This is a genomic window from Amycolatopsis minnesotensis, from assembly GCF_039529815.1.
Classification (GTDB): Bacteria; Actinomycetota; Actinomycetes; order Mycobacteriales; family Pseudonocardiaceae; genus Amycolatopsis; species Amycolatopsis minnesotensis.
Genome location: NZ_BAAANN010000043.1, coordinates 26,610 through 52,613, shown reverse-complemented (window position 1 = coordinate 52,613; position 26,004 = coordinate 26,610). Strand labels below are relative to the sequence as shown.

Sequence of the window (26,004 nt, the reverse complement as noted above, 5' to 3'; positions counted from 1 at the left end):
ATAGGAATCACGAGCACGTATGGAGAACACCTCGGGGCTCTCGGGTGCCGCGCTGCCCGCGTCCTACTTTTCGACCGCGACCTCGTCGTTCATCGATTTCCTGAAGACGCAGGCGCCGGAGCTGCTGCCGTCGCCGGAGCGGGCGGCGCGGTTGCCGGTGAGCGGCCTCGAGGTGCCGCACGGCACCACCATCGTGGCCGTCACCTTCGACGGCGGGGTGCTGATCGCGGGTGATCGCAGGGCCACCACCGGTAACCTGATCGCCAACCGCGACATGGACAAGGTGCACGTCACCGACGAGTACTCCGCGGTGGGCATCGCGGGCACCGCGGGGCTGGCGCTGGACATGGTGCGGCTCTACGCGGTCGAGCTGGGGCACTACGAGAAGCTCGAAGGCGTCCCGCTTTCGCTCGACGGCAAGACGAACAAGCTCGCCGCGATGGTGAAGGCCAATCTCGACGCCGCCATGGCGGGGCTCGCGGTGGTGCCGTTGTTCGTCGGGTACGACACCGAGGCCGCCGATTCCCGTCGCGGCGGGCGGATCGTGTCCTACGACGTGGCGGGCGGCCGGTACGAGGAGTTCGGCGGCTACCACGCGATCGGGTCCGGCTCGATGTTCGCGAAGTCGGCGCTGAAGAAGCTGTACGACCCGGACGCCGGCGCCGAGGGCGCGATCAGGGCTGCGGTCGAGGCGTTGTACGACGCGGCCGACGACGACACCGCGACCGGCGGGCCGGATCTGGCGCGCCGGATCTTCCCGACCGTCGTCACGGTCACCGCGGAGGACGGCGCGCTCCCGCTGCCCGCCGAGCAGGCGGAGGCGGTGGCCGAGGCCGTGGTGAACGCCCGTGCCGAAGCGGCGCGCCCGCGCTGACCCGCCCCGACCCATCTGTGACTCGTTGAAGATCGACCGAGCGGAGCCAAACCCGTGACCATGCCGCTGTACGCCTCACCGGAGCAGGTACTGCGCGAGCGTTCCGAGCTCGCCCGCAAGGGCATCGCGCGCGGCCGCAGCGTGGCGGTGCTGAAGTACGCCGACGGTGTGCTGTTCGTGGCCGAGAACCCGTCCACCACGTTGCACAAGCTGTCCGAGATCTACGACCGGATCGGCTTCGCCGCGGTAGGCCGGTACAGCGAGTTCGAGAACCTGCGGGTCGCGGGCATCCGGCACGCCGATCTCAAGGGCCTGCAGTTCGACCGCAGGGACGTCAGCGCGCGTGCGCTCGCGAACGCCTACGCCGCGTCGCTGGGCAGCATCTTCACCGAGCAGCTCAAGCCGTTCGAGGTCGAGGTGTGCGTCGCCGAGATCGGGGCGACCAGCGAAGAGGACCAGCTCTTCCGGCTGACCTACGACGGGTCGATCGGCGACGAGCCGCGGTTCGTGGTGATGGGTGGCCACGCGGACACGATCACCACGAAGCTGAAGGAAAGCTACGAGCCGGGGCTGGCGCTGGTGGACGCGGTGAAGATCGCGGTCGACGCGCTGCGCTCGCCGACGACCACCGGGTCGGGGTCCGCGGCCAACGGCAACGGGGACAGCGAGCCAGTGAAGCTCGAGGTGGCGGTGCTGGACCGGAACCGGCCTCGGCGCGCGTTCAAGCGGATCGAGGGCGCCGCGCTCGAAGCCGTGCTTCCCGCGCCGGACAAGGGTGACGCCGCGAAGGACGATGCCGAAGCGGGCAAGACCGAGGACGAGCAGAAGGACGGCGACTCCGCGAAGGAGTAGCAATCGCACAGAAAAGGGCTCGCGCCAGTACTGGCGCGAGCCCTTTTCCGTGCGGTGGGCCGGTTTCAGCGCGGGAAGTGCTGGTCGGCGAACGCGAGCAGGTAGGGCAGGGTGGCGCGCGCGGTGTGCCAGGTGTGGTTGAACCCGCGTTCGATGTGGACCACGGCCTCGATACCGCGTTCGCCGAGCGCGGCGGCGATCCGGCGCGAGGTGGCTACGTCGGTGGGCGCCCCGGTGCCCGCGGTGAGGATGACGGCGGGGCGTTGCGGCAGCGGCATGGTCGCGAGGTAGTCGCGCGGGGTGTTGGCCCGTGCCGCGGCGGCGTCGCCGCGGAACAGCGCGTCGGCGTCGCCGGGGTCGTCGTAGGGGAGTGCGATCAGGAGCGAGCCGAACTGGCCGACGTGGTGCAGGCCGATGTTGAGCGCGCCGAACCCGCCGCCGGACATGCCGCCGAGCGCGCGGTGGGCGCGGTCGGCGATGGTGCGGTAGCGGCCGTCGATCGCGGGCACCACGGTCTGGGAGAGGTAGCTTTCCAGCTTCGGGCCGCCGGGGACGTCGAGGCATTCCCAGTCCTGGCTCGGCTGGCCGGCGGTCATGTCCACGCTCACCAGGATCATCGGTTCCACCGTGTGGCCGCGGAGCAGGAGCCGCAGGGTGGCGGGTGCGTCGCCGGAGGTGAGCCAGTCTTCCGGTCCGCCGAACGGGTAACCGTGGAGGAGGTACACGACGGGATAGCGCCTGCCCGCGTTCGCGGGATCGTGGTAACCGGGCGGCAGTACGACGAAGTTCCTGCCCGCCGGGACCGCGTGCGCCGGGTCGGGCAGGGACAGCGCGTCGATCTGGGTGCCGCCGTCCGCGACGGGACCGGTCGGGCGCACGCGCCGGGCGTTCGCGTCGTCGGGCGCGTCCTGGCCGTCGTCGAGCAGGCGGCCGATCATCTGGGCGGCGCCGACGCCCCGCTTGAGCAGGCGGCTGAGGTCGTCGTTGGTGCGCACGTACCCGACGTAGCTGTTGACCCAGGTGACGGCCGCGAGCAGCAGGCAGCACAGCGCGACCGCGCCGGAGGCGGTGCGGGCGCGCTTCCGGTGCCACAGGGTCGCGGTGAGCGCGATGAGCCAGATCGCGGCGGTGAGCAGCGTGATCCAGATGACCGGGGACTCGAACGCGCCGAGCTGCCGCGCGTGGTCGGACACCTCGCCGGGAATGGTGGGGTCACCGGCGCTCAGCAGGGAGCGGACGTCGCTCATGGGCGCGTCCCGTCGAGTTTCATGCGCTGGCCCAGGAAGGGTTCGGCCCGGCGCAGCGCGGCGCGCCAGACATCCCAGTCGTGGCCGCCGGGCAACTCGGCCGAGGTGATCTGGACGCCTGCCCGGCGGCAGGCCGTCTCGACCTCGCGCTGCTCGCCGGTGTAGGGCTCGTCGTCGTCGCCAACGGCCAGCATGCCCGCGGTGCCGGGCAAGCGGGCCGTCGCGAGGATCGCGAGCGGGTCCTGTTTCGCGTAGGCGCGCGAGTTGCCGTCGAAGAGCGTGCTGACGGCGTTTTCGACGGTGTCGAGCATCGGACGGCTTTCGCCGGAGAAGTCCAGGAACGTGGGGAAGAGCGCGGGATGGCGGACGGCGAGCTGGTAGGCGCAGGTGCCGCCGTAGGAGAGCCCGCCGACGGCCCACCGGCTGGTGTCCTGATCGGCCCACGGCTGGGTTTCCAGCCAGGCAGGGACGTCCTGGCTCAGGTAGGTGTCGACGGCGGCGGCGGGGCTGTCCATGCACAGCAGGTCCCGGTTGTCCTCGCCGGTGTCGTCAGGGGCGACGACGACGGGAGCCTGCCCGTCGTGTGCGGTCGCGAACTCGTCGATGAACTCGGCCGCGCCGCCGTGGGTGAACCAGTTGTCGGTGGCGCCGGGGACACCCGCGAGCAGCACCAGCACCGGGTGCTTCCCCGGTTCCCCGGTTTCCGGCGGCAGGTAGACGTGGGCTTCCCTGGCGCGGAACGCCGAAGCGGTGGCCGGGATGGTCACGTTTTCGAGCCGCCCGGTGGCCTGTGCCGCGGACGGGGGAGCGGTGGGCGAAGGTGCCGCGCACGCCGCGACCATGGCGAGGACGCCGAGGAGGCCCGTGGCGTGAACGGGGTGCGCGCGCATGGTTGTCCGCCTTGGATCCGGCTTCGTGGCCGAGACTGTCGGCGGCCTGTCAGCACGGACGGTAATGGGTGCGAGTTGAGGTTCCCATGAGGTGATCCCCAAGAAGGGACGAGGGGACCACCAAGTCTGACCGATCAGCGCTTGCGGTAGATGGTCAGCGCGCTGGGGCGGGAGCGGAACCGGAAGTGGTTCCCGAGCGGGCCGACCTCGCCGTCGGTGGCCACCCTGCGGTTCCCGTCGAGAAGGCGGACGTCGAGTTCCGGGATGTCCTCCTCGCGGTACACGCGGCTGGCGGCGAGCGAGTTGGTCAAGGTCGCCAGCACGAACCGGGCACGCGAGTAGGGCAGGTCGGCGCGCAGGTACCGGACGTCGAGCAGGCCGGTGTCGAGCGCTGGGCGGCGGCTGGGCGCCAGTCCCTTCGGCGCGTAGGTGCCGTTGCCGACGAAGATCAGCCACACCGCGGTCCGCTTGCCGTTGAGCTCGACCTGGAGCGGCCGCGCGCGGCGGAGCGTGCGGACGAGCGCGATCGCGGCGGCAGGCCACTTCGGCAGCCGGTCCTGCAGTTTTTCCCGCACCCGCACCATTTCCGGGTAGCCGCCGAGGCTGGCGGTGTTGACGAACCACCGGCGGTCCGGCCCGCTGGTGCCGTCGATCTCCACCTCGCCGAGGTCGATCCCGACCGCGGAACCCGTCTCGGTGGCCTCGTCGGCGTCCGGCATCGAGCGGACGCCGACGTCGCGCGCGAAGTGGTTCAGGGTGCCGGCCGGGATGAGCGCGAGCGGGAGCCCCTGCTCGGCGGCGACGGAGGCGACCGCCGCGACGGTGCCGTCCCCGCCCGCGACGCCGAGCGCGCGGATCGTGCCGCCCGCCCGTTCGATCTCGGATTCGAGCTGCGCGCGGATGTCGGCGTCGGCATCGGGGTAGCGCAGGGTCGCCTTCGGCCATGCGTAGCGGACGTCCTCGGTCGGGTCCTGCCCGTTGACACCGGAGTGCGGGTTGACGAGGGCGAGCATGTCCTCGCCGTCGACCATGAGGGGTGCGTCGGCTTCGTGCGCTGTGTGCGCGGGGACGTCGGGGTGCAGCGGCCACCAGTGCCGGGTGACGAGCCCGGCGCCGACGCCGATCAGCACACCCGCGCCGACGTCGCTCGGCCAGTGCACGCCGGTGTGCACGCGCGAGTACGCGACGACGGCGGCCAGCGGGGCGACCGCGAGCCCGGCCTTCGGGGCTTCCATGACCACCGCCGTGGTGAACGCGGCGGCCGAGGCGGAGTGCCCGGACGGGAACGACGACGAGGTGGGCCGCTTGGTGAGCCTCCGGTGCTCGGGAACCTCCTCGGCGGCGGGCCTGCGGCGGGGGAACAGCGGCTTGCCGACGAGGTTGGCCGCCGCGCTGGCGCCCGCGATGGCGGCTACGCCCCGTAACGCCCCTCGGCGTGTCGCACCTTTCCGGGTGGCGAGGACGGCGCCGACCACCCACCACAGCCTGCCCTTGTTCGCGGCCCTGCTCACCGCCGTGAGCAGGGCGTCGGCCCTGGTTCGGGGGAGTTCGGCGCTGCGGCGGACGAGTTGGCGATCGGTTTTCCCGACCTGCCTGAGCGGTTTTTTCAAGTGGCTGAGCACAAGCCGCAACCTAGTCGAAAGCGTGTCGCCGCCCGAACGGCGCACCGCCCGGAGGGGGTTTACGCCTAGGCTTGGGGGATGCAGCGGCGGATCTTTGGCATCGAGACCGAGTTCGGGGTCACGTGCACCTTTCACGGCCAGCGCAGGCTATCGCCAGACGAGGTCGCCAGGTACCTCTTCCGGCGCGTCGTATCGTGGGGCCGGTCCTCGAACGTGTTCCTGTCCAACGGGTCGCGGCTCTACCTCGACGTGGGGTCGCATCCGGAGTACGCGACGGCCGAGTGCGACGACCTCACCCAGCTCGTCACCCACGACAAGGCCGGCGAGCGGATCCTCGAAGACCTGCTGGTCGACGCGGAGCGCAGGCTCGCGGACGAGGGCATCGGCGGCGACATCTTCCTGTTCAAGAACAACACGGACTCGGCGGGCAACTCGTACGGCTGCCACGAGAACTACCTGGTCACCAGGGCGGGCGAGTTCTCGAGGATCGCGGACGTGCTGCTGCCGTTCCTGGTCACGCGCCAGCTGATCTGCGGCGCGGGCAAGGTGCTGCAGACCCCGCGCGGCGCGGTGTACTGCCTTTCCCAGCGGGCGGAACACATCTGGGAGGGTGTGTCGAGCGCCACAACGCGCTCGCGGCCGATCATCAACACGCGCGACGAGCCGCACGCGGACGCGGAGCGCTACCGGCGGCTGCACGTGATCGTCGGCGACTCGAACATGGCCGAGCCGACGACCCTGCTGAAGGTCGGGGCGGCGAACCTGGTGCTGGAGATGATCGAGCAGGGCGTGCAGTTCCGCGACTTCACGCTGGACAACCCGATCAGGGCGATCCGCGAGATCAGCCACGACCTCACCGGCCGCAGGCAGGTCCGGCTCGCGGGCGGCCGCGAGGCGTCGGCGCTGGACATCCAGCGCGAGTACTACGCGCGCGCCGTCCAGCACGTCAAGGCGAACGACTCCGGCCCGACCGCGGAGAAGGTCATCGAGCTGTGGGGCCGCGCGCTCGACGCCGTCGAGCAGCAGGACTTCACCAAGATCGACACCGAGATCGACTGGGCGATCAAGCACCGCCTGGTGGAGCAGTACCGGGCCAAGCACGACCTCGATCTGTCGAGCCCGCGTATCGCGCAGCTCGACCTCGCCTACCACGACATCCGGCGCGGTCGCGGCATCTTCGACCTGCTGCAGCGCAAGGGCCTGGTGCGCAGGGTAACCGACGACGGCGAGATCGAGCTGGCGAAGGACACCCCGCCGCAGACCACGCGCGCGAAGCTCCGCGGCGACTTCATCGCGGCGGCGCAGGCGGCGGGGCGGGACTTCACCGTCGACTGGGTGCACCTCAAGCTCAACGACCAGGCGCAGCGCACCGTGCTGTGCAAGGACCCGTTCCGCTCGGTCGACGAGCGCGTGGAACGCCTGATCGGCTCCCTTTAGCGCGGAAGCTCGGCAGTGGCTTGCGCGGCGGTGCTGAATGCGCGAGCTAGCGCTCGGGGTCCTGCCCGGTCGGCCGGATCACGATCTCGTTGACGTCGACGTGGGGCGGCTGCTCCAGCGCGTACAGCACGGCGCGCGCGATGTCGCCGGGGTCGAGCTTCGGCTTGGCGCGCATCTCGTCGGTGATCATCTCGGTGTCGACGATGCCGGGCTGCACCACGGTCACCCGGACGCCGGTGCCGACGGCCTCCGCCCTGATCGATCCGGCCAGCCCGCTGACCGCCCACTTGGTGGCCGAGTAGAGATTGCCGGGCCGGATGCCGCGGCCCGCGACCGAGCCGGTGATCAGCAGGTGCCCCTTGGTCTTGGCGAGCGCGGGAAGCGCCGCCCGCGCGGTGATCGCGGGGCCGTAGACGTTGGTCAGGATCATGTCGCGCCACCGCTGCGGCTCGGCGCCGCCGGTGCCGAAGAACGAGGTCGGCACCAGGAGCCCGGCGTTGGCGAAGACCGCGTCCAGCCTGCCGAAGTGCTGTTCGGCGGCGGTGACGGCGTTCGAGACCTGGTCCCAGTCGGTGACGTCGGCGGCGAGGGCCAGCACTCGGTCGGTCCCGATTTCGGCCGTGAGCGCTTCGAGGTTTTCCGTGCGGCGCGAGACCAGTGCCAGCCGGTAGCCCGCCGCGGCGGCGTGCCGTGCCGTGGCGGCGCCGAGGCCGCGGGACGCACCGGTGATCAGGAGTACGCGATCGGTCATGCCTCCGACGGTACGGGCGCCGACGGCCCCGAACGATGCTCCTATGGGGGCAAGGTGAAGTCCGCTGGGCGTGCCCAGCACGATGCCGGGCGGCTCCACGCTCTCGCCACCCATCGCGCCGGAATCGACGCGCACATCGTCACGGTGACCTTCGGGGCATACGGAACCCGCCGGTTGGCTCCCCGGATGCGGTGCGGGCACGCGGTTACGACGCGCGACGGCCGGACCTCTCCATCGGGTCGGGCGAAGCGGGCTACTGTGGTCGGGTGTCCACCGCCCGCGCCGAACGCCTGGTCAATCTGGTGCTCGCCCTGCTGTCCACCCGGCAGTACCTCTCCGCCGAGCGGATCAGGGGCATCGTGCCCGGATACGCCGGCGCGGCCAGCGACGAGGCGTTCTTCCGGATGTTCGAGCGGGACAAGACCGAGCTGCGCGAGCTGGGGATTCCGCTCGAGACGGGGAAGAACGGGTCGTTCGACGCCGTGGAGGGCTACCGGATCGCGCGCCGCGACTACGAGCTGGGCGAAATCGACCTGGCTCCGGACGAGGCGACCGCGGTCGGCCTCGCGGTGCGGTTGTGGGATTCCCCGGAGCTGACCGGGCAGGCGCAGGGCGCGCTGGTGAAGCTGCGCGCCGCCGGGGTGGAGGTCGACGACAACGCGCCGACGGTGGTCGAGCCGAGGGTGCGGACCGAGCCCGCCTTCGCGCCACTGCTCGCCGCGGTGCAGAAGGGGCAGGCGGTGCGCTTCGAATACCGGCGGTCCGGATCGCCCGAGCGGCGGATGCGCGAGCTGGAGCCGTGGGGCGTGGTGTCCTGGCGCGCCCGCTGGTACGTCGTCGGCCACGACCGCGAGCGGGACGCGCCGCGGTGCTTCCGGCTGTCCAGGGTCACCGGCTCGGTGACGGCACTCGGCGCGCCGGGCACGGTGCGGCGGCCCGACGACGTGAACCTGCTCAAGTTCGTCGCGGGCACCGGTGACCCGGACCCGGCACCGGTGTCCACCGCGAAGGTGTGGGTCGCCGAGGGCAAGGGCGCCGGGGTGCGGCGCCGAGGCAGGGTCGTCGGCCACGAAGCGATCGGCGGCGACGACGGCGACATCGTCGCGATCGACCTGTACTTCCCGGAGAGCGCGGCCGACTGGCTCGCCGCGCAGGGGCCCGACGTGCTGGTGCTGGAGCCGGACGTGCTGCGCAAGGCCGTGCTGGACCGGCTCGAGGCGATCGCAGGGCAGGGGAGCGAGCGATGACCACGTCGACTCCGGCGCGAATGCCGAGGCTGCTCGCTCTCGTGCCGTACCTGCTGGCGCGTCCCGGTATCCGCATCGACGAGGCGGCCAGGGACTTCGACGTGACGCCGAAGCAGCTGCGCCGCGATCTCGAACTGCTCTGGATGTGCGGGCTGCCGGGGTACGGGCCGGGCGATCTCATCGACCTGTCGTTCGAGGGCGAGACCGTCACGGTCACCTACGACGCGGGGATGAGCCGTCCGCTGCGGCTGACCGGCGGCGAGGCGACCGCGCTGCTGGTGGCGCTGCGGGCGCTCGCCGAGACCCCCGGCGTGCTCGACATCGACGCGGTGCACCGGGCGATCGCGAAGATCGAGGCCGCGGCGGGGCAGGCGCAGCCGGCGGGCGTCGTCGTCGGGAACGGTGTTCGCGAAGGCAAGAAGACCGCGCGGGTGCGGGAGGCGGTCCGCGGCGCGCTGCAGGCGAGGCGCGCGGTGCGGATGCGGTACTACACGGCGTCGAAGGACCAGATCACCGAACGCACGGTGGACCCGATGCGCCTGCTCATCGTGCAGGCCGTCGGCTACCTCGAAGCGTGGTGCCGCCGCGCCGAGGGCGTCCGGCTCTTCCGGCTCGACCGGATCGAGGAGCTCGAAGTCCTCGACGAGCCCGCTGTCCCGCCCGCGCACGCCACGCCGACGGATCTGACCGACGGCGTGTTCTCGGCGCGCCCCGGCCAGCCGGAGGCGGTGCTGGTGCTGGCGCCGGACGCGCGCTGGGTCGCCGAGTACTACCCGTGCGAAGAGCTCGACGAGCTCGACGGCGGGCGGCTGCGGGTCAGCATGCGGTACGGCGACGAGTCGTGGATGGTGCGGCTGATGCTCAGCCTCGGCGGCGACGTCGAGGTCGAACAGCCCGCTGAACTGGGGAAAGCCGTTCGCAACCGGGCCGCCGACGCGCTGGCGCGGGCACGTCACCTGCCGGTCACCTGGGGTCAGTAGGGTGTCCGTCGTGTCCTATCTGCCGAGCGCCCTGCTCATCGTGCTCGGGCTGGTACTGCTCGCGCTGATCGCCGTTCGCGCAGGGAAAACCTTGCGCCGCTTCCGGCACACCATGAGCATGGTGGCGACGAATACCCAAGACCGGACCGGGATGCTCCGCGCCCGCTCGGCAGCGTTGCGCGTCGCGATCGACGAGCGACGCGCGGTCAGGCCGACCAAGTAACATTGCCCGCAGACGAGACAGAGGAGGCCGCTCATGCTGAACGGGTTGCAGCCGTGGCACTTGATCATCCTGGTGCTAGTCGTGGTCCTGCTGTTCGGGGCCAAGCGGCTGCCGGACGCCGCGAGGTCCATCGGGAAGTCGATGAAGATCTTCAAGGCCGAAACCAAGGACATGCGCGGCGACGGTGACAAGGCGGGCGAGACCGCCGAGGACGCCGACGCCAAGCAGCTGCCCGCCGCGAAGCCCGCGGAGGACGACGAGGTCGCCAAGCTGCAGCGCCAGCTCGACGAGCTGAAGAAGCAGCAGGCGAGCAAGCAGTCCACCGCTTCACCGGCCGAGCAGGCGCAGAAGAACGCCAGCTGACGAGAACGGATCCCCCAGTGGCGGACCCCGCCTCCCCACGGTCCGGCCGCCGCAGCAAGCGGCGCCGGCGCAGCCGTCGGCACAACCCCGACGGCACGATGACCCTCATCGAGCACATCTACGAGTTCCGCCGCCGGCTCGGTTACGCACTGCTGTTCGTGATCGCCGGGGGCATCCTCGGGTTCATCTGGTTCGGCACCAAGGTCGGGCCGATCCCGAAGCTCGGTGACATCATCACCGGTCCCTACTGCGCGCTGCCGTCCACCGGGCCCAGCGCGACCAGGATCGAGTTCCCCGGGCACGGCTGCACCCTGTTGCAGACCCAGCCGTTCGAGAACTTCATGATCCAGTTGAAGGTCGGCATCGCGGCGGGCCTCGTGCTCATCGCCCCCGGCTGGCTGTACCAGGTGTGGGCGTTCATCGCGCCCGGCCTGTACTCGAAGGAGCGCAAGTACGCGCTCAGCTTCGTCGGGTTCGCCACGATCCTGTTCGCGGGCGGGGCCGTGCTGGCCTACCTGCTCATCCCGAACGCGTTGAAGCTGCTCGTCGGCTTCGGTGGCGGCGAGTTCTCCACGGCGCTGGCCGGTGACAAGTACATCTCGTTCGTGCTGTCCCTGCTGCTCATCTTCGGCGTGAGCTTCGAGCTGCCGCTGCTCGTGGTGATGCTCAACTTCATCGGTGTGCTCCGGTACGAGAAACTGAAGAAGTGGCGCCGGGGCCTGATCTTCGCGCTGTTCGTGTTCGCCGCCTTCGCCACGCCCGGCTCGGACCCGTTCTCCATGATCGGCCTCGCCGCCGCGCTCACGGTGCTCTTCGAGCTGTCCATCCAGGTCGCCCGCATCCACGACCACAGGGCGGACAAGCGGCTGGACAAGGTCCGCCAGGACGAGGGCTGGGACAAGCTGTCCGACGACGAGGCCGCCCCGTTCGACTACACGCCGAGCACGGCCGAGGAACCGCCTGCCAAGCCGGGCGCGAAGTCGGGCGGCACCGACGACGTCACCTGATCCGTGACGGGGATCCACGCGGCACTGGCCGTGCACCCCGATTCCGGCCACGGTGCGGCCGCCCGCGTCGCGGGCACCGTCGCGGCCAGGCTCCGCCGCGCGGTCGACCGGCTCGACCTGCTCGTCGCGAACTCCGTCGAGGAGTCCCGCGCGCTGATGGCGCGTGCGGGTGGTGGGGGCCTGGACGCGCTCGTGGTGCTCGGCGGGGACGGCGCGGTGCACCAGGGCGTCCAGTTCTGCGCGGGCACCCCGGTCGCGCTCGGCATCGTCCCGTCCGGCACCGGTAACGACTTCGCCCGAGCGCTGGGCGTGCCGGACGATCCCCTCGCCGCCGTCGACGAGGTGGTGGCCGCCCTGCGCGCGGGCGCCCGCCACCGGATGGACCTCGGCCAGGTGGACGGCACCTGGTTCGCCACCGTGCTGTGCGCCGGGTTCGACGCGCTGGTGTCCGAGCGGGCCAACCGGCTGCGCTGGCCTGCCGGTCCTCGCCGCTACGATCTCGCGATCATCGCCGAACTGGCCCGGTTCCGGGCCCGTCCGGTCACCCTCACGACCGAGACCACGCGGCTTCGGCTCGACGCGACGCTCGTCGCCGTCGGCAACACCGCCTGGTACGGCGGCGGCATCCCGATCTGCCCCCGCGCCGACGCCACCGACGGGCTCTTCGACCTCACCGTGGTGGGCGAGGTCGGGCGCGCGGACCTGGTCGCGATGCTGCCGAAGCTGCGCACGGGCCGTCATCTCGACCACCCGGCGGTCCGCACGCTGCGCGCGGCGTCGGTGTGCTTCGACGGCGACCGGCTCCCCGTCTACGCCGACGGCGAGCGCATGGGTGTCATGCCGCTCGAGGCGCGCTGCGTCGCGGGGGCACTGACCGTGTTGACCACCCACCGCATGCGGAATGTCGGCCGGGTGTGAAACCCTGACGGCGTGGCCAGTAGCCCTTCTCCGTCCCCGGCCGAGGCCTATACGGCTTCGCGGCGCCGCGGGGACCATCCCCAGTTGACCGCCTTCGCCGCCGAGGTGCCGTTCGGTTTCGACGACTTCCAGGTCCGCGGCTGCGAAGCGCTCGAAGACGGGCACGGCGTGCTGGTGTGCGCGCCGACCGGGGCAGGCAAGACCGTCGTCGGCGAATTCGCCGTGCACCTCGCGCTCGCCGAGGGCCGCAAGTGCTTCTACACCACGCCGATCAAGGCGCTGTCGAACCAGAAGTTCGGCGATCTCGTCGAGCGGCACGGCGTGGACGCGGTCGGGCTGCTCACCGGGGACACCGCGATCAACGGCAACGCGCAGATCGTCGTGATGACCACCGAGGTGCTGCGGAACATGCTCTACGCGGGGTCCTCGGCGCTCAACGACCTCGCCTACGTCGTGATGGACGAGGTGCACTACCTCGCCGACCGGTTCCGCGGCGCGGTGTGGGAGGAGGTCATCCTGCACCTGCCGGAGCACGTCAGGGTGGTCGGCCTGTCCGCGACGGTCAGCAACGCCGAGGAGTTCGGCGAATGGCTGGTCGAGGTCCGCGGCGACACCACCGTGGTGGTGGACGAGCACCGGCCCGTCCCGCTGTGGCAGCACATGCTCGTCGGCAACCGCCTGCTCGACCTGTTCGCGGGCGAGGAGCACGGCGGCGCGGACGAGCTGCAGATGAACCCGACGCTGCTGCGCCGCACCGAAGAGGCGAGCCGCATGTACCTGCCCGCGGCGATGCGGTCGGCGCGCGGTCGTCGCAAGGGTCCGCCGCCGAGGGGCGTGCGGTTCCGGCCGCCGTCCAGGGTCGACGTCACCGAGCGGCTCGACGCGGCGGGGCTGCTGCCCGCGATCGTGTTCATCTTCTCCCGCGCCGGCTGCGACGCCGCGGTCGCGCAGTGCACCCGCTCCGGCTTGCGGCTCAACGGGCCGGAGGAGGTCGCGGAGGTTCGCCGGATCATCGCCGAGCGGACCTCCGACCTGCCGGAGGGCGATCTCGGCGTGCTCGGGTACTGGGAGTGGCGCGAGGGGCTCGAGCGCGGGATCGCCGGTCACCACGCCGGCCTGCTCCCGGCGTTCAAGGAGACCGTCGAGGAGTTGTTCGTCCGCGGCCTGGTGAAGGTCGTGTTCGCCACCGAGACGCTCGCGCTGGGCATCAACATGCCCGCCCGCACCGTCGTGCTCGAACGGCTCGTCAAGTACAACGGCGAAGCCCACGTCGACCTGACACCCGGCGAGTACACCCAGCTCACCGGGCGGGCCGGGCGCCGAGGCATCGACGTCGAAGGGCACGCTGTCGTGCTGTGGCAGCCCGGTGTCGACCCGAAGCAGGTCGCCGGGCTCGCCTCCACCCGCACCTACCCGCTGCGGTCGTCGTTCCGGCCCGGGTACAACATGGCGATCAACCTCGTCGCCCAGCTCGGCCGCGAGCAGGCCCGCGATCTGCTGGAGCAGTCCTTCGCGCAGTTCCAGGCGGACCGGTCGGTGGTCGGCACGTCCCGCCGCATCGACCGCAACACCGAGGCGCTGCGGGAGTACGCGGGCGCGATCACCGGCGACTTCGACGAAATGCTCGAATACGTCGCGCTGCGCAAGAAGATCAGCGAGCGGGAGAAGGCGCTCTCGCGGCAGAACACCGCGTCGCGCCGGGCGAGCACAGCCGACTCGCTGGAGAAGCTCCGCAAGGGCGACGTGATCGCGGTTCCCGCCGGGCGCCGCGCCGGGCTCGCGGTGATCGTCGACCCCGGCGTCGACCCCATCCGCGAGCCGCGCCCGATCGTGGTCACCGAGGACCGCTGGTCCGGTCCGCTGTCGGTGGCCGACTTCCCGTCCCCGGTGGAGCCGCTGGGGCAGATCCGGCTGCCCAAGCACGTCGAACTGCGGTCGCCGAAGACCCGGCGGGACATCGCCTCTTCCCTGCGCAACGCCGGGATTTCCTTGCCCTCACGGGAAAAGCGGCGCTCCGGGTCGAACGAGGACGGTGAGCTGGCCGCGCTGCGCAGGGCGCTGCGCGCGCATCCGTGCCACGGGCTCGCCGAGCGCGAGGCGAACCTGCGCTGGGTCGAGCGGTACCAGCGGCTCGCCGAGGAAACCGAGAAGCTCCGGCGCAAGGTCGCGGCGACGACGCACTCGCTGGCGCGCGGGTTCGACCGGATACTGGCGCTGCTGGCCGAACGGGGCTATCTCGGGGAGGGCTCGGGCGGCGCCGGGAAGGTGACCGAGCACGGGCGGCGCCTCGCGCGGCTGTACAGCGAGTCCGACCTGCTCGCCGCGGAGTGCATCCGCCAGGAGGTGTGGGCGGGGCTGGCCGCGCCCGAGCTGGCGGCGGTGGTGTCGACGCTGGTGTTCGAAGCACGGCGCGACTCCGCGGGCGAGGCGAGGCTGCCCGCGGGCGCGGTTCCCGAGGCGTGGCAGGGCACCGTCCGGATCTGGAGCGAGCTGGCCGACGACGAACGGCGCCACCGCCTCGACCGCACGCGGGAGCCGGACGCCGGGTTCGCGTGGCCGGTGTACCGGTGGGCGCGCGGCGAGTCGCTCGAAAAGGTGCTCACCACCGCGCAGGCGAACGGGCAGGAGCTGTCCGCCGGCGACTTCGTCCGGTGGTCGCGCCAGGTGATCGACCTGCTGGACCAGATCAGGGACGTGCTCGGCAAGGGCGACCCGGTCGGCGCGACGGCGGCGGAGGCGGTGCGCGCGCTGCGCCGCGGCGTCGTCGCCGCGGGGGCGGCGTGAATCGTCCGGCATCCGGACGAACCGGCGCGGTCTTTACACGTGGGGGAGGGGTGTCTGTGGTTGGATCACGCTCAGTGCGACGGTGGACGCCGTCGGAGTACGACGCGACGAATGGCGGAGGGCAGCGATGAGCACGCCGTACGGCGGCAACGACCCGCAGCAGTGGGGGCAGCAGGACCCCCAGGGCGGGGAAGCGCGCCCCGGCACGCCGTCGGGCGGGTTCCCCGCGCAGGGCGCGCAGCCGCCCTACGGCCAGCCCGAGCAGCCGACCGGGGCGTACCCGCCACCGCAGCAGCCGGCACAGCCGCAGTACGGCCAGCAGCCAGAGCCGCAGAGCGGCGGCTATCCCGTGCAGCAGCCGTACCAGACGGGCGCCTACCCGCCACCCCAGCAGAGCGGCGCCTATCCGCCACCGCAGCAGCAGTACGGCTACGGCCAGCAGAGTGGCGCCTACCCTCCGCAGCAGTTCGGGCAGCAGCCCCAGTACGGCCAGCAGCCCGACCCGCACAGTGGCGGGTACCCGGTGCAGCAGCCGCAGTACGGGCAGCAGCCCGACCCGCAGAGCGGCGGCTACCCCGTGCAGCAGCCGCCCTCGGGCGCGTATCCGCCGCCTTCGCAGACAGGCGCGTACTCGCCCCAGCAGACGGGCGCCTACCCTCCGCAGCAGTTCGGGCAGCAGCCCCAGTACGGGCAGCAGGCTGAGCCGCAGAGCGGTGGTTACCCGGTGCAGCAGCCGCAGTACGGGCAGCAGCCCGACCCGCAGGGCGGCGCGTACCCGGTCGCGGACCCGCAGCAGCAGTACGGCCAGCAGCCGTCCTACGACTTCGGCCAGCAACAGGGCCAGCCCGGTCAGCAGGCGGGGGAGCAGGGCGGGAAGCAGGCGAAGAAGGGCGGCAAGATCGTCTGGATCACCGTCGCCGCCGTCGTGGTCGTCGTCGCCGCACTCGGAGTCACCGGGTTCTGGAAGCCCGGTTTCTTCGTCAGCAAGGTCTTCGACACCGCGAAGCAGCAGCAGGACATCCAGGCGCTGCTGACGAAACCGCCGTACTCGATGCAGAACGTGCAGAGCGTGACGTGCCCGCCCGAGCAGGACGTCACCGAGGGCAAGACGTTCGACTGCACGGTCAAGGCCGGTGGCAAGGAGCAGAAGGTCACCATCACGGTGAAGGACTCCGACGGCAAGTACGAGGTCGGCCAGCCGCAGTGATCGCGGCGGAGTGAGCCGTTCGCACGCATCTCGCCGCGAGGTGAGGTAGGTTCTTCTCACTTCGTTGCCGATCAGCCTGTCGGGGGTGTCCTGCGTTGCGTTCTCGCATCGCGGCAGTCGCCGGTGCCGCACTCGTCGGCCTGCTCGTGACGGGCTGCCAGGACACGGGCCAGAAGCAGCCCGAGTCGAGCCCGCCGCCCGCCACGCCGTCCTCGAGTACGGCCTCCGCTGCGCCGTCGACCAGCCTGACGCCGGTACCGAGGGTGTTCGACCAGGCAGCCATGCAGGACGCCGTGAAGAACGTCCTCACCCAGGCGTACCGCGTCGCGGACGTGCAGAGCGTGAGCTGTCCCGCGTCGCAGGAGGTCAGGCCGGGCAGCAAGTTCGACTGCACGGTCAAGACCGGCGACAAGGAGCGCAAGGTCGGCATCACCGTCAAGGACGCCGACGGCCACTACGAGGTAAGCCAGCCCGACTAACGGAAAACCTCGGGCGTTCGCGCCTGGCCGTTGGCATGATCGCGGCATGGGTGACTACGCGGTTCGGCCGCTGCGCAACGGGGAAGAGCGGGCCGCGTTCGACTTGACGAAGCTGGTGTTCCACCACGGGGGATCCGCCGGCGAGCGGTGGGAGGTCGAGCGCGAAGCTTTTCTCGGTGGCCGGAAGATCGGCGCGTTCGCCGGGGACACCGTCATCGGCCTCACCAGTTCGGTCCGCACCACGATGCGCGTCCCCGGCGGTGCCGACGTCACCGCCGCCGCGGTCGACGGTGTCGTGGTGCGCCCCGACCACACCCGCCGCGGCGTGCTGACCGGCATGATGCGGCGGCAGCTGGACGACTGCGCGGCGCGCGGTGAAACCGTCGCGCTGCTCCACGCGAGCGAATCCGCCATCTACGGCCGGTTCGGCTACGGGGCGGCGACCCGTGCCAAGGCCGTTCGCGTGCAACGGATCCGGGCCCGCCTCCGCCAGGACATTCCGTTCGAGGGCCAGGTCAGGATGCTTACGGCCGAAGAGGCCGTCGAAGCGGTGCCGGGGCTCTACCGGCGGTTCGCGCGGCGGCCTGGCATGATCGAACGGCCCGGGAGCTGGTGGAACCTCTACGTGCACCGCTTGCTGGGCAAGGTGAACGGTCTGCACCGGGTGGCGGTGCACCGCGGTGTCGACGGCGACGACGGGTTCGTGGTGTACCAGGCCACCGAGGAACGTTCGACGGATGACCCGTTCGCGGGCGCGGTGCTGGACGTGAGCGATCTGCACGGCGACGGGCCGGCCGCGGTCGCGGGTCTCTGGCGGTTCCTGCTCGGCGTCGACCTGGTGGACCGCGTCCGCGCGCCGGCGCGGCCCCTGGACGAGCACATCGGGGACCTGTTCGTCGAGCCGCGGGCGTGCGAAACCTACCGCGTCACCGACCACACCTGGGTGCGGCTGATCGACGTCGCGGGCGCGCTGAGCGCGCGGACCTACCGGCGGGCCGAGCCGGTCCTGATCGAAGTGCGGGACGCGTTCCTGCCGGAAAACGAAGGCGTGTACCGGATCGGGGGCGACGGCGTCGAGCGGGTGACGGCGGCGCCGCAGCTGCGCATGGACGTCAGCACCCTCGCGATGCTGTACCTGGGGGACCGCCGCGCGGGCTCGCTGGTGTCTTCGGGCCGGATCGAGGCCGAGGACCCGGCCGCGCTCGCGCACGCCGACGAACTGTTCGGCACCTGGGAAAGCCCTTGGTGCGGAACGTCTTTCTGACCGGCTACGCGCGCGACTCGACGAAGGCTTCGATGCCGTCGAGTACGCGCGCCAGCCCGAATTCGAAGGCGTGGCCGGGGTCGTAGGCGGTGTTGTGCGCCTGCCCCGCTGCCGTGCCGACCCTGGTGGCGACGGGGAAGCGCACCGGGTCGGCGATCTTCGCCAGCAGCGGCCCGTGCTTCTCCCACCACTGCTCGTCGGTCAGCCCGGTCTGCCGCACCGCCTGCGCCGCGTCGACGGCACCGCGGACGGCGCTCGCGACGTAGCCGAGCACGAGGGTGAGGATCGAGTCCATCTCGACGTCGGTCAGCCCGATGCCGTCGATGGTGCGGAGTTCGTGGTCGTACTTCGCCGTCATGCCCGGCCCGAGCGACGGCCTGCTGCCGCCGATCTGGAGCAGCCAGGGATGCCGGTGGAGCAGGGCCGCGTTCTCGCGTGCCACCTGCTCCAGACGGTCGCGCCAGCCGCCTTCCACGTCCGTGCGCGCGGTTTCGCCCTGCACGGCGTCGAGCATCAGGTCGAACAGCTCGGCCTTGCCGGGAACGTAGGTGTAGAGCGACATCGGGCTCACGGCGAGGTCGTCGGCGACCCTGCGCATCGACACCGCGGCCAGGCCTTCGGCGTCGGCGATCGCCACGGCGACCTTGGTCAGCTCGGTGATCGAGAGCCGGGCCTTCGGGCCGCGGGTGGGGCGCTGCCGCAGGCCCCACAGCAGTTCGAGGCTGCGCTGGGAGTCGCCGCTGCCGCTGTACTCGGTCATCTACCGCGGATCGCGCTCAGGAGCCGACGGCGGCGAGCGCGTCCACGAGCCGGTCGGTGGAGCGGCCGAGGTTCCACTGCTCGGCCAGCCGCGTCAGCTCGGCGGGGTTCGCGGGCGAGGCCGGGATCGAGCCGTCGCCGGTCGACTTCACCGGCGCGTCCACCGCGACCCGCACGACGGTCGGTGCCACCGCGAGGTAGTCCGCCGCGTCGGCCAGCTTCAGCCGCATCTTCAGCGGCACGTCCTTGCTGCTCCCGTTCGCCGCGGTCAGCAGCGCGTCGAGCGAGCCGAACTGCGTGATGAGCTTCGCCGCGGTCTTCTCCCCGATGCCCGCGACACCGGGCAGGCCGTCGGACGGGTCACCGCGGAGGGCGGCCATGTCGGCGTAGGCGGCCCCCGCTTGCGCGCGCGGCACGCCGTAGCGCTCGGCGATCTCCGTCGGGGTCAGCACCTCGGCCTTCGCCCAGCCCTTGCCGACGTAGATCACCGAGGTCGGCGTCGGCTCGTCCCGCACGAGCTGGAAGAGGTCGCGGTCGCCGGTGACCACCTCGACCGGCGCCGCCGTCTCGTGGTGGGCCAGCGCGCCGATCACGTCGTCGGCCTCGTACCCGTCGGCCTCCGCGGTGGTCAGCCCCGCCGCGGCCAGCACGTCCAGGATGATCGGCACCTGCGGGGTCAGCGTGTCCGGCACCTCCTCGGCGTTTTCCTCGGCGTCGGCCACGCGGTGCGCCTTGTAGCTGGGCAGCAGGTCGACCCGGAACTGCGGCCGCCAGTCCGCGTCGAGGCACGCGACGAGCCTGCCCGGCCTGCGGTCGACGAGGATCCGCGCGACCGTGTCCACGAAGCCGCGGACGGCGTTCACCGGGGTGCCGTCGGGTGCGGTCATCGAGTCCGGCAACGCGTAGAACGAGCGGAAGTAAAGTCCGGCGGAGTCGAGGAGGGCCAAGGGTGCGGTCACGCGTACAGCCTGCCACGACGACGGCGCGGCGGCGCCCAACTGGCGGGCGTTTCGCCGGGAACGGGAGAACGGCATGGCACTGGTGCGGAACCCGCGGTTCGCGCGGTGGTTCGCGAAGTACGGCGCGCGCAACGAAGCCAGGGGCAACGCACGGCTGCGGGCCGAGCTGTTGGACGGGCTCACGGGCACCGTCGTGGAGGTCGGCGCCGGGACCGGGCTCAACTTCCGGCACTACCCCGGCAGTGTCGGCGCGGTGACGGCCGTGGAGCCGGAACCTTCGATGCGAGCCTTCGCCGAGCGGGCCGCGAGCGAGGTGAGCGCGCCGATCCAGGTGGTCGACGGGATGGCACAGGCACTGCCGCTGGACGACGCTTCGGTGGACGCGGTGGTGGTCTCCGCCGTGCTGTGCTCGGTGGCCGACCCGCGCGAGGTGCTCGCCGAATTCCGGCGGGTCCTGCGGCCGGGCGGCGAACTCCGGTTCTACGAGCACGTGCTGGCGCCGGGCCTCGTGCGGCGGTGGGCCCAGCGCGCCGCCGCGCCGCTCTGGGCGCGGCTGATGGGCGGGTGCCGCACCGACCGCGACACACTCGCGACGTTGCGGACCTGCGGCTTCGAAGTGGTGCGCTGGCGCGAGTTCGTGTTTCCGCCCGGCGCGCGGTTCTCCCTGGTGGGGCCCAGGATCCACGGCGTCGCGGTGCCCCGCTGACCGGAGCGGGGGCGCCGGTTAGAGTCGGGGCATGTCGCGTCGATCCCTGCACACCCCCGCTCCCGAAGCCGAAGTCCTGCGCGCCCGGCTCGACCGCGCCCGCGCCGCCGCGGCGGCCGCCGGCACCGACGCGCTGCTGATCGCGCCTGGTTCGGACCTCCGCTACTTCCTCGGCCAGGCAGGCGGATCGTTCGAGCGGCTGACCACGCTGGTGGTGCCCGCCGAGGGCACGCCCGCGCTGGTGGTGCCGAAGCTGGAGGCACCCGGTTACGCGGATGTGCCAACCGACGCGCTCGGCGTCGATGTGCTGACCTGGGTGGACGGCAACAACGCGTTCGAGCTGGTCGCGGACCGGCTCGGCGCGGTCGGCCGGGTCGCGGTCAGCGACTTCGCCCCGGCGCTGCACGTGCTGTCGCTGCGGGCCGCGCTCGGCGACGCCGAGCAGACCCTGGCCGGCCCGGTGGTGCGCGAGCTGCGGATGCGCAAGGACGCCGCCGAGATCGACGCGCTGCGCAAGGCCGGCGCCGCGATCGACCGGGTGCACGCGCGCATGGGCGAGTGGCTGAAGGCGGGCCGGACCGAGGCCGAGGTGGGCGCGGACATCACCGCGGCCATCGAGGAGGAGGGCCACACGCACGCCGACTTCGTGATCGTCGGCTCCGCCCCGAACGGCGCGAGCCCGCACCACGACGTGTCCGACCGCGTGATCGAGCACGGTGACGTGGTGGTGATCGACATCGGCGGCCCGATCCCGGAGGGCTACAACTCGGATTCGACGCGCACCTACGCGGTGGGGGAGCCGCGGGACTCCGATGTCGCGGAGACCTACGCGGTGCTCCAGCGGGCGCAGCGCGCCGCGGTGGAAGCCGTCCGCCCCGGCGCGACGGCCGAGAGCATCGACGCCGCCGCGCGCGAGGTCATCGCGGGCGCCGGGTTCGGCGAGTACTTCATCCACCGCACCGGGCACGGCATCGGCCTCGACGTGCACGAAGAGCCCTACATCGTCGGCGGGAACGCGTTGACGCTGGAGACGGGCATGGCGTTCAGCGTGGAGCCGGGCATCTACCAGGCCGGCCGCTGGGGCGCGCGGATCGAGGACATCGTCGTGGTGACCGAGGACGGTGTGGAGCCGCTCAACACGCGCCCGCACGACCTGGTCGTGCTGCCGCAGTGACCGACGGGAGGGCTGACGGCAGGCTGGAGCCGCTCGACCAGGCCATCGCGCGCGAGCTCGCGGCCGACGGGCGGTGCAGCTTCACCGATCTCGCCGAACGGGTCGGGCTCTCGGTGTCGGCGGTGCACCAGCGGGTGCGGCGGCTGGAGCAGCGCGGGGTGATCAAGGGGTACACGGCGCGGCTCGACGGGGAGCAGATCGGGCTGCCGCTGACGGCGCTGATCTCGCTGACCCCGAACGATCCCGGCGCGCCGGACGACTACCCGCAGCGGCTGGAGCACATCCCGGAGATCGAGTCGTGCTACTCGGTCGCGGGCGACGAGTCCTACATCCTGCTGGTCCGGGTCGCTTCGCCGCTGGGGCTGGAGGACCTGCTGCGCCGGATCCGCGAGTCCGCGAAGGTGTCGACGCGCACCACGGTGGTGCTGTCCACACCGTTCGAGGGCCGCTCCCCGACGCTGTGACCAGTGCTGTGACGAGCGGGTACGCACATCGTGGCAATGCGCTTGCGAAGAGGTACGCTAATCGGTATGGCAACACGTAAGGTCACACTGTCGTTGGACACGGCCTCGCTCGAGTTCGCCGAGCAGGCGGCCAAGGCGCACGGGGTGTCGCTGTCGTCGTGGCTGTCGAAGGCCGCGCGCCGCGAAGCCGTCCGCACCGGCTATCGCGTACCGGTGCGGCACGCGGCGCTGGCCGAGGCCGAGGCCGACGAGGCGGAACGGGAACTGGCCGAACAGGAGCTGCGTGCGCAGGGGTGAGATCTGGACCTACCAGCCTCCCACCAAGGCCACCAGGGAACGCACCGTGCTCGTGCTGTCTTCGGACGGCGTGAACGACTCCGAACGGCCGTGGCTGCTCGGCACCGAACTACTCGAAACCGATCCCGGCGACATCCTCGGCGTTCCACTCGACAGCAGGCTGTGGGTGTCGACGCTCAACGTCACGCGGCTCTACCGGCTCTGGTTCGTCCAGCACGTCGCCGACATCGACCACGGAGTCCAGGAGCAGATAGACATAGCCTTGCGCGCCGCACTCGACCTCTGAAACCGGGTAGTGGTCGGCTTGCGCGGCGGCGCGGGCCGCTTGCCCGCTCAAGCGGTTTCGCCGTCTACAAGAATACGGCCACTAGCGAGCTTGGGGGAGTGCGCTGGACGCGGCGTGCAGGTTGCCGTCCGTGCCGGCGAGGCAGGCGGCCGCCGGGTCCGCGGTGCCGAGGAACTCCGTCAGGCAGCGCCCGAACTGCTGGTGGCCCGCCGCGTTGGGGTGGAAGGACTCCTGCAGCGCGTGTGAGGCGCGTTCGAGCTGGGAGAGGTCGTTGATCTGCAACTGCAACCGGCTGAACCACTCCTTGCTCGCGTCCGCCCCGCCGCTGCACGCCTCGTGCCCGAGCCCCGCCCGTGAGAGATCGAGGAAGCGCGCGCCCACCTGCGTCGCGGCCGTGCGCAGCCCGTCGGTCAGCACCCGCACCCCTTCGCCGCTGACCCACTCCAGGTCCTCGGTCCGGAAGGGGCACCCGCTGAGGTTCTGCACGCTCTCCGGGATACCGGGCCCGATCGGGGCCGCGTAGGACTGCAGGACGAGCTGGTAGTCGGCCGGCCGGTAGCCGACGTTCGCGAGGACCTTCTTCGCGTCCGCGACCGCGTTGACGACCTTGGGCACCATCGCGTCGATCTTGGCCTGCCAGTCGCGGCGGAGCTTCTGGTTGCACGGTTCGGACCCGGAGAGAAACCAGGCCTGGAAACACCCGGTGACGGCCTGGGAGAAGTGCGGGTCGTCGTTCGCGCCGACCGCGATCACCACCGCCGCGACCCGTTTCGTCTTGGTCAGCGCACCGAGCCGGGCCGCCTGCGACCCTTCGGTCCACTGGTTGACGTCGCCGAGCGCGACCTGTGCCGACGGCGCGCCGGAGCAGGCGAGGTTGATCTTCTCGATGATGCCGGGCACATGGGTTTCGTTGACCTCGGCGTTGCGCGAACGATGGCACCAGTTCCCGTTGGTGCCATCGGTTCCTTCGACGTAATCGCCCGCGGCTTCACCGGACATCGTGCTGTCGCCGAGCGAGACGATCGCCAGCGGGCCGGTGCCAGGCGGGCCCTGCCGGTCGACCGGGCCCCGCGGGGTGTCCGGGCCCGAGAGCGCGAAGATCGCGACCAGGCCGGCCACGAAGACGAGGACACCGCCGCCGACCCACCACCGATATCTCCGCATCGGTCCCGATTCTACGGATTTCGGCGTGTCCGGGGTGGGTGCGGTCAGGGAAGGGCGTCGAAGGTCACCCGCCAGCCGCGGTCCCGTGCGCCGGCGAGCAGATCCGACATGCGGTGCGCGGTGGCGAGCCCGATCCTCTCGCGAGGCGGGTCCTCGCGGAACGGGAGCCACTGGAAGCCGGCCGGAACGGTCTCGCGGGGCCGCAGCGCCACCAGGTTCGGTCGCGTCCGCAACGCGTGCACGAACACCGTGTGGCTGGTGCTGCGCGGCCGATAGGTGTTGGGACGCCACGAATGCGCGGCGAGATGGCCGAGCACGGCGTCGGCGAACCCCGGCGCGCGCGAGTCGCGGAACCACAGCAGTTCCCGGTGCCGGACCGCGGCCCAGTCGACGGTCTCCTTCGGGGCCAGCTCGTCGGCGTCCGCGACGACCACGCCCAGCGGCTCGTCGGAGACCTCGGCCACGAACAGGCCGTCGGTGTTCGCGGGCAGCCGGAGCAGGCCGAAGTCCAGGTCGCCGGACCTGAGCTGTGCCGTCTGGCGCACCGTGTCGACGGATTCGAGCACGGTGTCGGCCCCGAGCGCCGACTCGATGTCCGCCAGCACCGTCGGGGTGAGCCCGGCGCAGACGCCGACCTTGCGGCGCGGCGGGGTCTTCCGCGCGGTTTCGATGACGGTGGTGAGCTCGGCGAGCACGCGCTGGACGCCCGCGAGGAACGTTTCCCCGGCGGTGGTCAGCGCCATGCCGTGCGCGCTGCGATGGAACAGCGGCACACCGAGCCTGCGTTCGAGTTCGGCGATCTGCTGGCTCAGGCTGGGCTGGGCGATCCGCAGGCGGCGCGCTGCCTCGGTCACGGTGCCGGACTCGGCCACCGCGGCGAAGTACCGCAGCTGCCGCAGTTCGATGCCGGTCATAGGTTCAGGCTATACCCGCTATCGGCTCCCGGTCTTGGACACGCGCCCCCCGGCGGGATTGGCTGGGGTCCAGCACCCCAACGGCACCGGAGGCCCGATGTTCCTCGTCACGCTCGACTACACCGATCCGGCCCGGATCGACGAACTCCTCGAAGCGCACTACACGAACCCCGACGGGGCGTTCGAGCGCGGGCTCGTCCGGCTGGCGGGGCGGCTGGAACCGCGGACCGGCGGGCTGATGATCCTGGACGGTACGCGGCAGGAGGTCGACGCGGCGGTGGCCGCCGACCCGTTCGTCCGGCACGGCGCCGCGAAGGCGACCGTCGTCGAATTCCACCCGACCCGCGGCGCGTTCGCCTGAGCGGCGGAGTTCAGGCCTCGGTGAACCGGAACGCGGAGACGGTGTCCACGCCGGGCACCAGCCGCAGCCGCCGCTTGCCCTCGTCGGCGGGCGGGCGCGGCGGCCTGCTCCCGATCACCCGCAGCCGGCCGCGGCCGCGCTGCTTGGCATCGCGCAGCGCCGCGTCCGCGCGGAGGATGAACCGCGACAGCGACGTGTCGTGCCCGGCATCGAACACGGCGAGACCGGCCGACGCGGTGAGCCCGGTGAGGGTGGTCGTGGTGCCGGAAATGGTGTCGACGCGGACGGTCGCGGCGGTCAGTGCCGCCATCGCGCGCGCGGCGATCCGGTGCGCCACCGGCAGTCCCGCGCCGGGCAGCAGGAGCAGGAACTCGTCGCCGCCGTAGCGCCCGACGACGTCTTCGCCTCGGGTGTGCGAGGCCAGCGCGGTGCCGACCGCGCGCAGGGCGTCGTCACCGGCGAGGTGCCCCAGCACGTCGTTGATCTGCTTGAAGCGGTCGAGATCGAGCATCAGCAGCGCGAGGTCTTCGCCTCTGGCACGTGCGTCGGCGAACAGCGGCTCCGCCGTGTCGGTCCAGCCCCAGCGGTCGAGGAGCCCGGTGAGCCGGTCGACGGTCACCGGGTGGGTCAGCGCCTGTCCGCAGGCGCAGCAGTGGGGACCGTGGGCAGCCGGGGAGGCGGGCCGGGACACCGGTCCGCCGCAGGTCTGCTCGACAGTCTGCATGCGTCCCACTATCGGCAGTGGCCGTGCGCGCTGTCGAGCGTTGCCCGTCGC

The 26,004-nt window shown here is 71.7% G+C and carries 28 protein-coding genes and 1 pseudogene; 20 read left to right on the top strand and 9 right to left on the bottom strand.

All coding sequences use genetic code 11. The features are described from left to right. Positions 1–19 precede the first annotated feature (19 nt). Both prcB and prcA read left to right on the top strand, forming a co-directional pair. Positions 20–874, top strand: a complete 855-nt coding sequence (gene prcB, locus ABD256_RS37310; RefSeq protein ID WP_344429885.1) for a proteasome subunit beta — start codon at positions 20–22, stop codon at positions 872–874. 54 nt (positions 875–928) lie between these two features. Continuing rightward, positions 929–1,726, top strand: coding sequence for a proteasome subunit alpha (gene prcA, locus ABD256_RS37305; protein ID WP_344429883.1), 798 nt, complete (start codon positions 929–931; stop codon positions 1,724–1,726). A gap of 65 nt (positions 1,727–1,791) precedes the next feature. Here prcA and ABD256_RS37300 read toward each other — a convergent pair whose 3' ends face one another. The 3 genes from ABD256_RS37300 to ABD256_RS37290 form a co-directional block, all read right to left on the bottom strand. Further along, positions 1,792–2,973: an alpha/beta hydrolase gene (locus tag ABD256_RS37300; RefSeq protein WP_344429882.1), complete on the bottom strand. Its 1,182-nt coding sequence runs from the start codon at positions 2,971–2,973 to the stop codon at positions 1,792–1,794. Continuing rightward, a complete protein-coding gene (locus tag ABD256_RS37295) occupies positions 2,970–3,863 on the bottom strand; it encodes an alpha/beta hydrolase (protein ID WP_344429880.1) in 894 nt (297 codons plus the stop codon). Before ABD256_RS37295 ends, ABD256_RS37300 begins: the two co-directional genes overlap by 4 nt. A gap of 134 nt (positions 3,864–3,997) precedes the next feature. Then, entirely contained in the window at positions 3,998–5,485 is a 1,488-nt protein-coding gene (locus ABD256_RS37290) for a bifunctional phosphatase PAP2/diacylglycerol kinase family protein (protein ID WP_344429878.1), read from the bottom strand. Positions 5,486–5,563: 78 nt separating this feature from the next. Here ABD256_RS37290 and pafA point away from each other — a divergent pair, with 78 nt between their 5' ends. Next, on the top strand, positions 5,564–6,922 hold the full coding sequence (pafA, locus tag ABD256_RS37285) for a Pup--protein ligase (RefSeq protein ID WP_344429876.1): 1,359 nt from the start codon (positions 5,564–5,566) through the stop codon (positions 6,920–6,922). 46 nt (positions 6,923–6,968) lie between these two features. Here pafA and ABD256_RS37280 read toward each other — a convergent pair whose 3' ends face one another. After that, a complete protein-coding gene (locus tag ABD256_RS37280; RefSeq protein WP_344429874.1) occupies positions 6,969–7,673 on the bottom strand; it encodes an SDR family oxidoreductase in 705 nt (234 codons plus the stop codon). A 266-nt stretch (positions 7,674–7,939) separates the two neighbouring features. Between ABD256_RS37280 and ABD256_RS37275 the strand changes: the two genes are divergently transcribed. The 11 genes and pseudogenes from ABD256_RS37275 (at position 7,940) to ABD256_RS37230 (ending at position 18,145) form a co-directional block, all read left to right on the top strand. After that, a complete protein-coding gene (locus ABD256_RS37275) occupies positions 7,940–8,920 on the top strand; it encodes a helix-turn-helix transcriptional regulator (RefSeq protein ID WP_344429872.1) in 981 nt (326 codons plus the stop codon). Then, positions 8,917–9,264: pseudogene (locus ABD256_RS44555) on the top strand (protein pafC); the annotation flags it as partial. The gene ABD256_RS37275 and the pseudogene ABD256_RS44555, both read left to right, overlap by 4 nt. Beyond that, complete coding sequence (locus ABD256_RS37270; RefSeq protein WP_425546586.1) at positions 9,250–9,900, top strand: helix-turn-helix transcriptional regulator; 651 nt, start codon at positions 9,250–9,252, stop codon at positions 9,898–9,900. The pseudogene ABD256_RS44555 and the gene ABD256_RS37270, both read left to right, overlap by 15 nt. Positions 9,901–9,910: 10 nt before the next feature. Further along, positions 9,911–10,123: a bacteriophage holin gene (locus tag ABD256_RS37265; protein WP_344429869.1), complete on the top strand. Its 213-nt coding sequence runs from the start codon at positions 9,911–9,913 to the stop codon at positions 10,121–10,123. A 33-nt stretch (positions 10,124–10,156) separates the two neighbouring features. Then, positions 10,157–10,486: a Sec-independent protein translocase subunit TatA gene (tatA, locus tag ABD256_RS37260; protein ID WP_344429867.1), complete on the top strand. Its 330-nt coding sequence runs from the start codon at positions 10,157–10,159 to the stop codon at positions 10,484–10,486. A gap of 17 nt (positions 10,487–10,503) precedes the next feature. Further along, positions 10,504–11,493 (top strand): twin-arginine translocase subunit TatC, encoded by a 990-nt coding sequence (tatC, locus tag ABD256_RS37255; protein WP_344429865.1) that lies wholly within the window; start codon positions 10,504–10,506, stop codon positions 11,491–11,493. 12 nt (positions 11,494–11,505) lie between these two features. Next, a complete protein-coding gene (locus tag ABD256_RS37250) occupies positions 11,506–12,411 on the top strand; it encodes a diacylglycerol/lipid kinase family protein (protein ID WP_344429933.1) in 906 nt (301 codons plus the stop codon). A gap of 12 nt (positions 12,412–12,423) precedes the next feature. Continuing rightward, the gene (locus tag ABD256_RS37245) at positions 12,424–15,195 is read left to right on the top strand and encodes a DEAD/DEAH box helicase (RefSeq protein WP_344429863.1); all 2,772 of its coding nucleotides are present in this window, start codon (positions 12,424–12,426) and stop codon (positions 15,193–15,195) included. A gap of 127 nt (positions 15,196–15,322) precedes the next feature. After that, positions 15,323–16,402: a DUF4333 domain-containing protein gene (locus ABD256_RS37240; RefSeq protein ID WP_344429861.1), complete on the top strand. Its 1,080-nt coding sequence runs from the start codon at positions 15,323–15,325 to the stop codon at positions 16,400–16,402. Between the two features lie 95 nt (positions 16,403–16,497). Continuing rightward, a complete protein-coding gene (locus tag ABD256_RS37235; protein ID WP_344429860.1) occupies positions 16,498–16,881 on the top strand; it encodes a DUF4333 domain-containing protein in 384 nt (127 codons plus the stop codon). A gap of 46 nt (positions 16,882–16,927) precedes the next feature. Continuing rightward, the gene (locus ABD256_RS37230; protein WP_344429858.1) at positions 16,928–18,145 is read left to right on the top strand and encodes a GNAT family N-acetyltransferase; all 1,218 of its coding nucleotides are present in this window, start codon (positions 16,928–16,930) and stop codon (positions 18,143–18,145) included. Between the two features lie 4 nt (positions 18,146–18,149). Here the strand turns inward: ABD256_RS37230 and ABD256_RS37225 are convergent, their stop codons facing one another. Both ABD256_RS37225 and ABD256_RS37220 read right to left on the bottom strand, forming a co-directional pair. Further along, a complete protein-coding gene (locus tag ABD256_RS37225; protein WP_344429856.1) occupies positions 18,150–18,905 on the bottom strand; it encodes a TetR/AcrR family transcriptional regulator in 756 nt (251 codons plus the stop codon). Between the two features lie 16 nt (positions 18,906–18,921). Continuing rightward, positions 18,922–19,863, bottom strand: coding sequence for a 5'-3' exonuclease (locus tag ABD256_RS37220; protein WP_344429854.1), 942 nt, complete (start codon positions 19,861–19,863; stop codon positions 18,922–18,924). A gap of 73 nt (positions 19,864–19,936) precedes the next feature. Here ABD256_RS37220 and ABD256_RS37215 point away from each other — a divergent pair, with 73 nt between their 5' ends. The 5 genes from ABD256_RS37215 to ABD256_RS37195 all read left to right on the top strand — a co-directional run bounded on the left by ABD256_RS37215 (position 19,937) and on the right by ABD256_RS37195 (position 22,790). Beyond that, on the top strand, positions 19,937–20,569 hold the full coding sequence (locus ABD256_RS37215) for a class I SAM-dependent methyltransferase (RefSeq protein ID WP_344429852.1): 633 nt from the start codon (positions 19,937–19,939) through the stop codon (positions 20,567–20,569). 31 nt (positions 20,570–20,600) lie between these two features. Continuing rightward, positions 20,601–21,743 carry a M24 family metallopeptidase gene (locus tag ABD256_RS37210; RefSeq protein ID WP_344429851.1) on the top strand — a complete coding sequence of 381 codons (1,143 nt, stop codon included), beginning with the start codon at positions 20,601–20,603 and terminating at the stop codon, positions 21,741–21,743. After that, on the top strand, positions 21,740–22,207 hold the full coding sequence (locus ABD256_RS37205) for an Lrp/AsnC family transcriptional regulator (RefSeq protein WP_344429849.1): 468 nt from the start codon (positions 21,740–21,742) through the stop codon (positions 22,205–22,207). The genes ABD256_RS37210 and ABD256_RS37205 overlap by 4 nt, the downstream gene beginning before the upstream one ends. A 66-nt stretch (positions 22,208–22,273) precedes the next feature. Continuing rightward, the gene (locus ABD256_RS37200) at positions 22,274–22,504 is read left to right on the top strand and encodes a hypothetical protein (protein ID WP_344429847.1); all 231 of its coding nucleotides are present in this window, start codon (positions 22,274–22,276) and stop codon (positions 22,502–22,504) included. Beyond that, positions 22,491–22,790, top strand: a complete 300-nt coding sequence (locus tag ABD256_RS37195) for a hypothetical protein (protein ID WP_344429845.1) — start codon at positions 22,491–22,493, stop codon at positions 22,788–22,790. The genes ABD256_RS37200 and ABD256_RS37195 overlap by 14 nt, the downstream gene beginning before the upstream one ends. A gap of 81 nt (positions 22,791–22,871) precedes the next feature. On the opposite strand, the gene ABD256_RS37190 is transcribed toward ABD256_RS37195, so the two are convergent. Both ABD256_RS37190 and ABD256_RS37185 read right to left on the bottom strand, forming a co-directional pair. Next, entirely contained in the window at positions 22,872–23,954 is a 1,083-nt protein-coding gene (locus tag ABD256_RS37190; RefSeq protein ID WP_344429843.1) for a GDSL-type esterase/lipase family protein, read from the bottom strand. Positions 23,955–23,998: 44 nt separating this feature from the next. Then, positions 23,999–24,868 carry a LysR family transcriptional regulator gene (locus tag ABD256_RS37185; protein WP_344429841.1) on the bottom strand — a complete coding sequence of 290 codons (870 nt, stop codon included), beginning with the start codon at positions 24,866–24,868 and terminating at the stop codon, positions 23,999–24,001. 34 nt (positions 24,869–24,902) lie between these two features. Here ABD256_RS37185 and ABD256_RS37180 point away from each other — a divergent pair, with 34 nt between their 5' ends. Further along, on the top strand, positions 24,903–25,229 hold the full coding sequence (locus ABD256_RS37180; RefSeq protein WP_344429839.1) for a YciI family protein: 327 nt from the start codon (positions 24,903–24,905) through the stop codon (positions 25,227–25,229). A gap of 10 nt (positions 25,230–25,239) precedes the next feature. Here the strand turns inward: ABD256_RS37180 and ABD256_RS37175 are convergent, their stop codons facing one another. Then, on the bottom strand, positions 25,240–25,953 hold the full coding sequence (locus tag ABD256_RS37175) for a GGDEF domain-containing protein (RefSeq protein ID WP_344429837.1): 714 nt from the start codon (positions 25,951–25,953) through the stop codon (positions 25,240–25,242). Positions 25,954–26,004 lie beyond the last annotated feature (51 nt).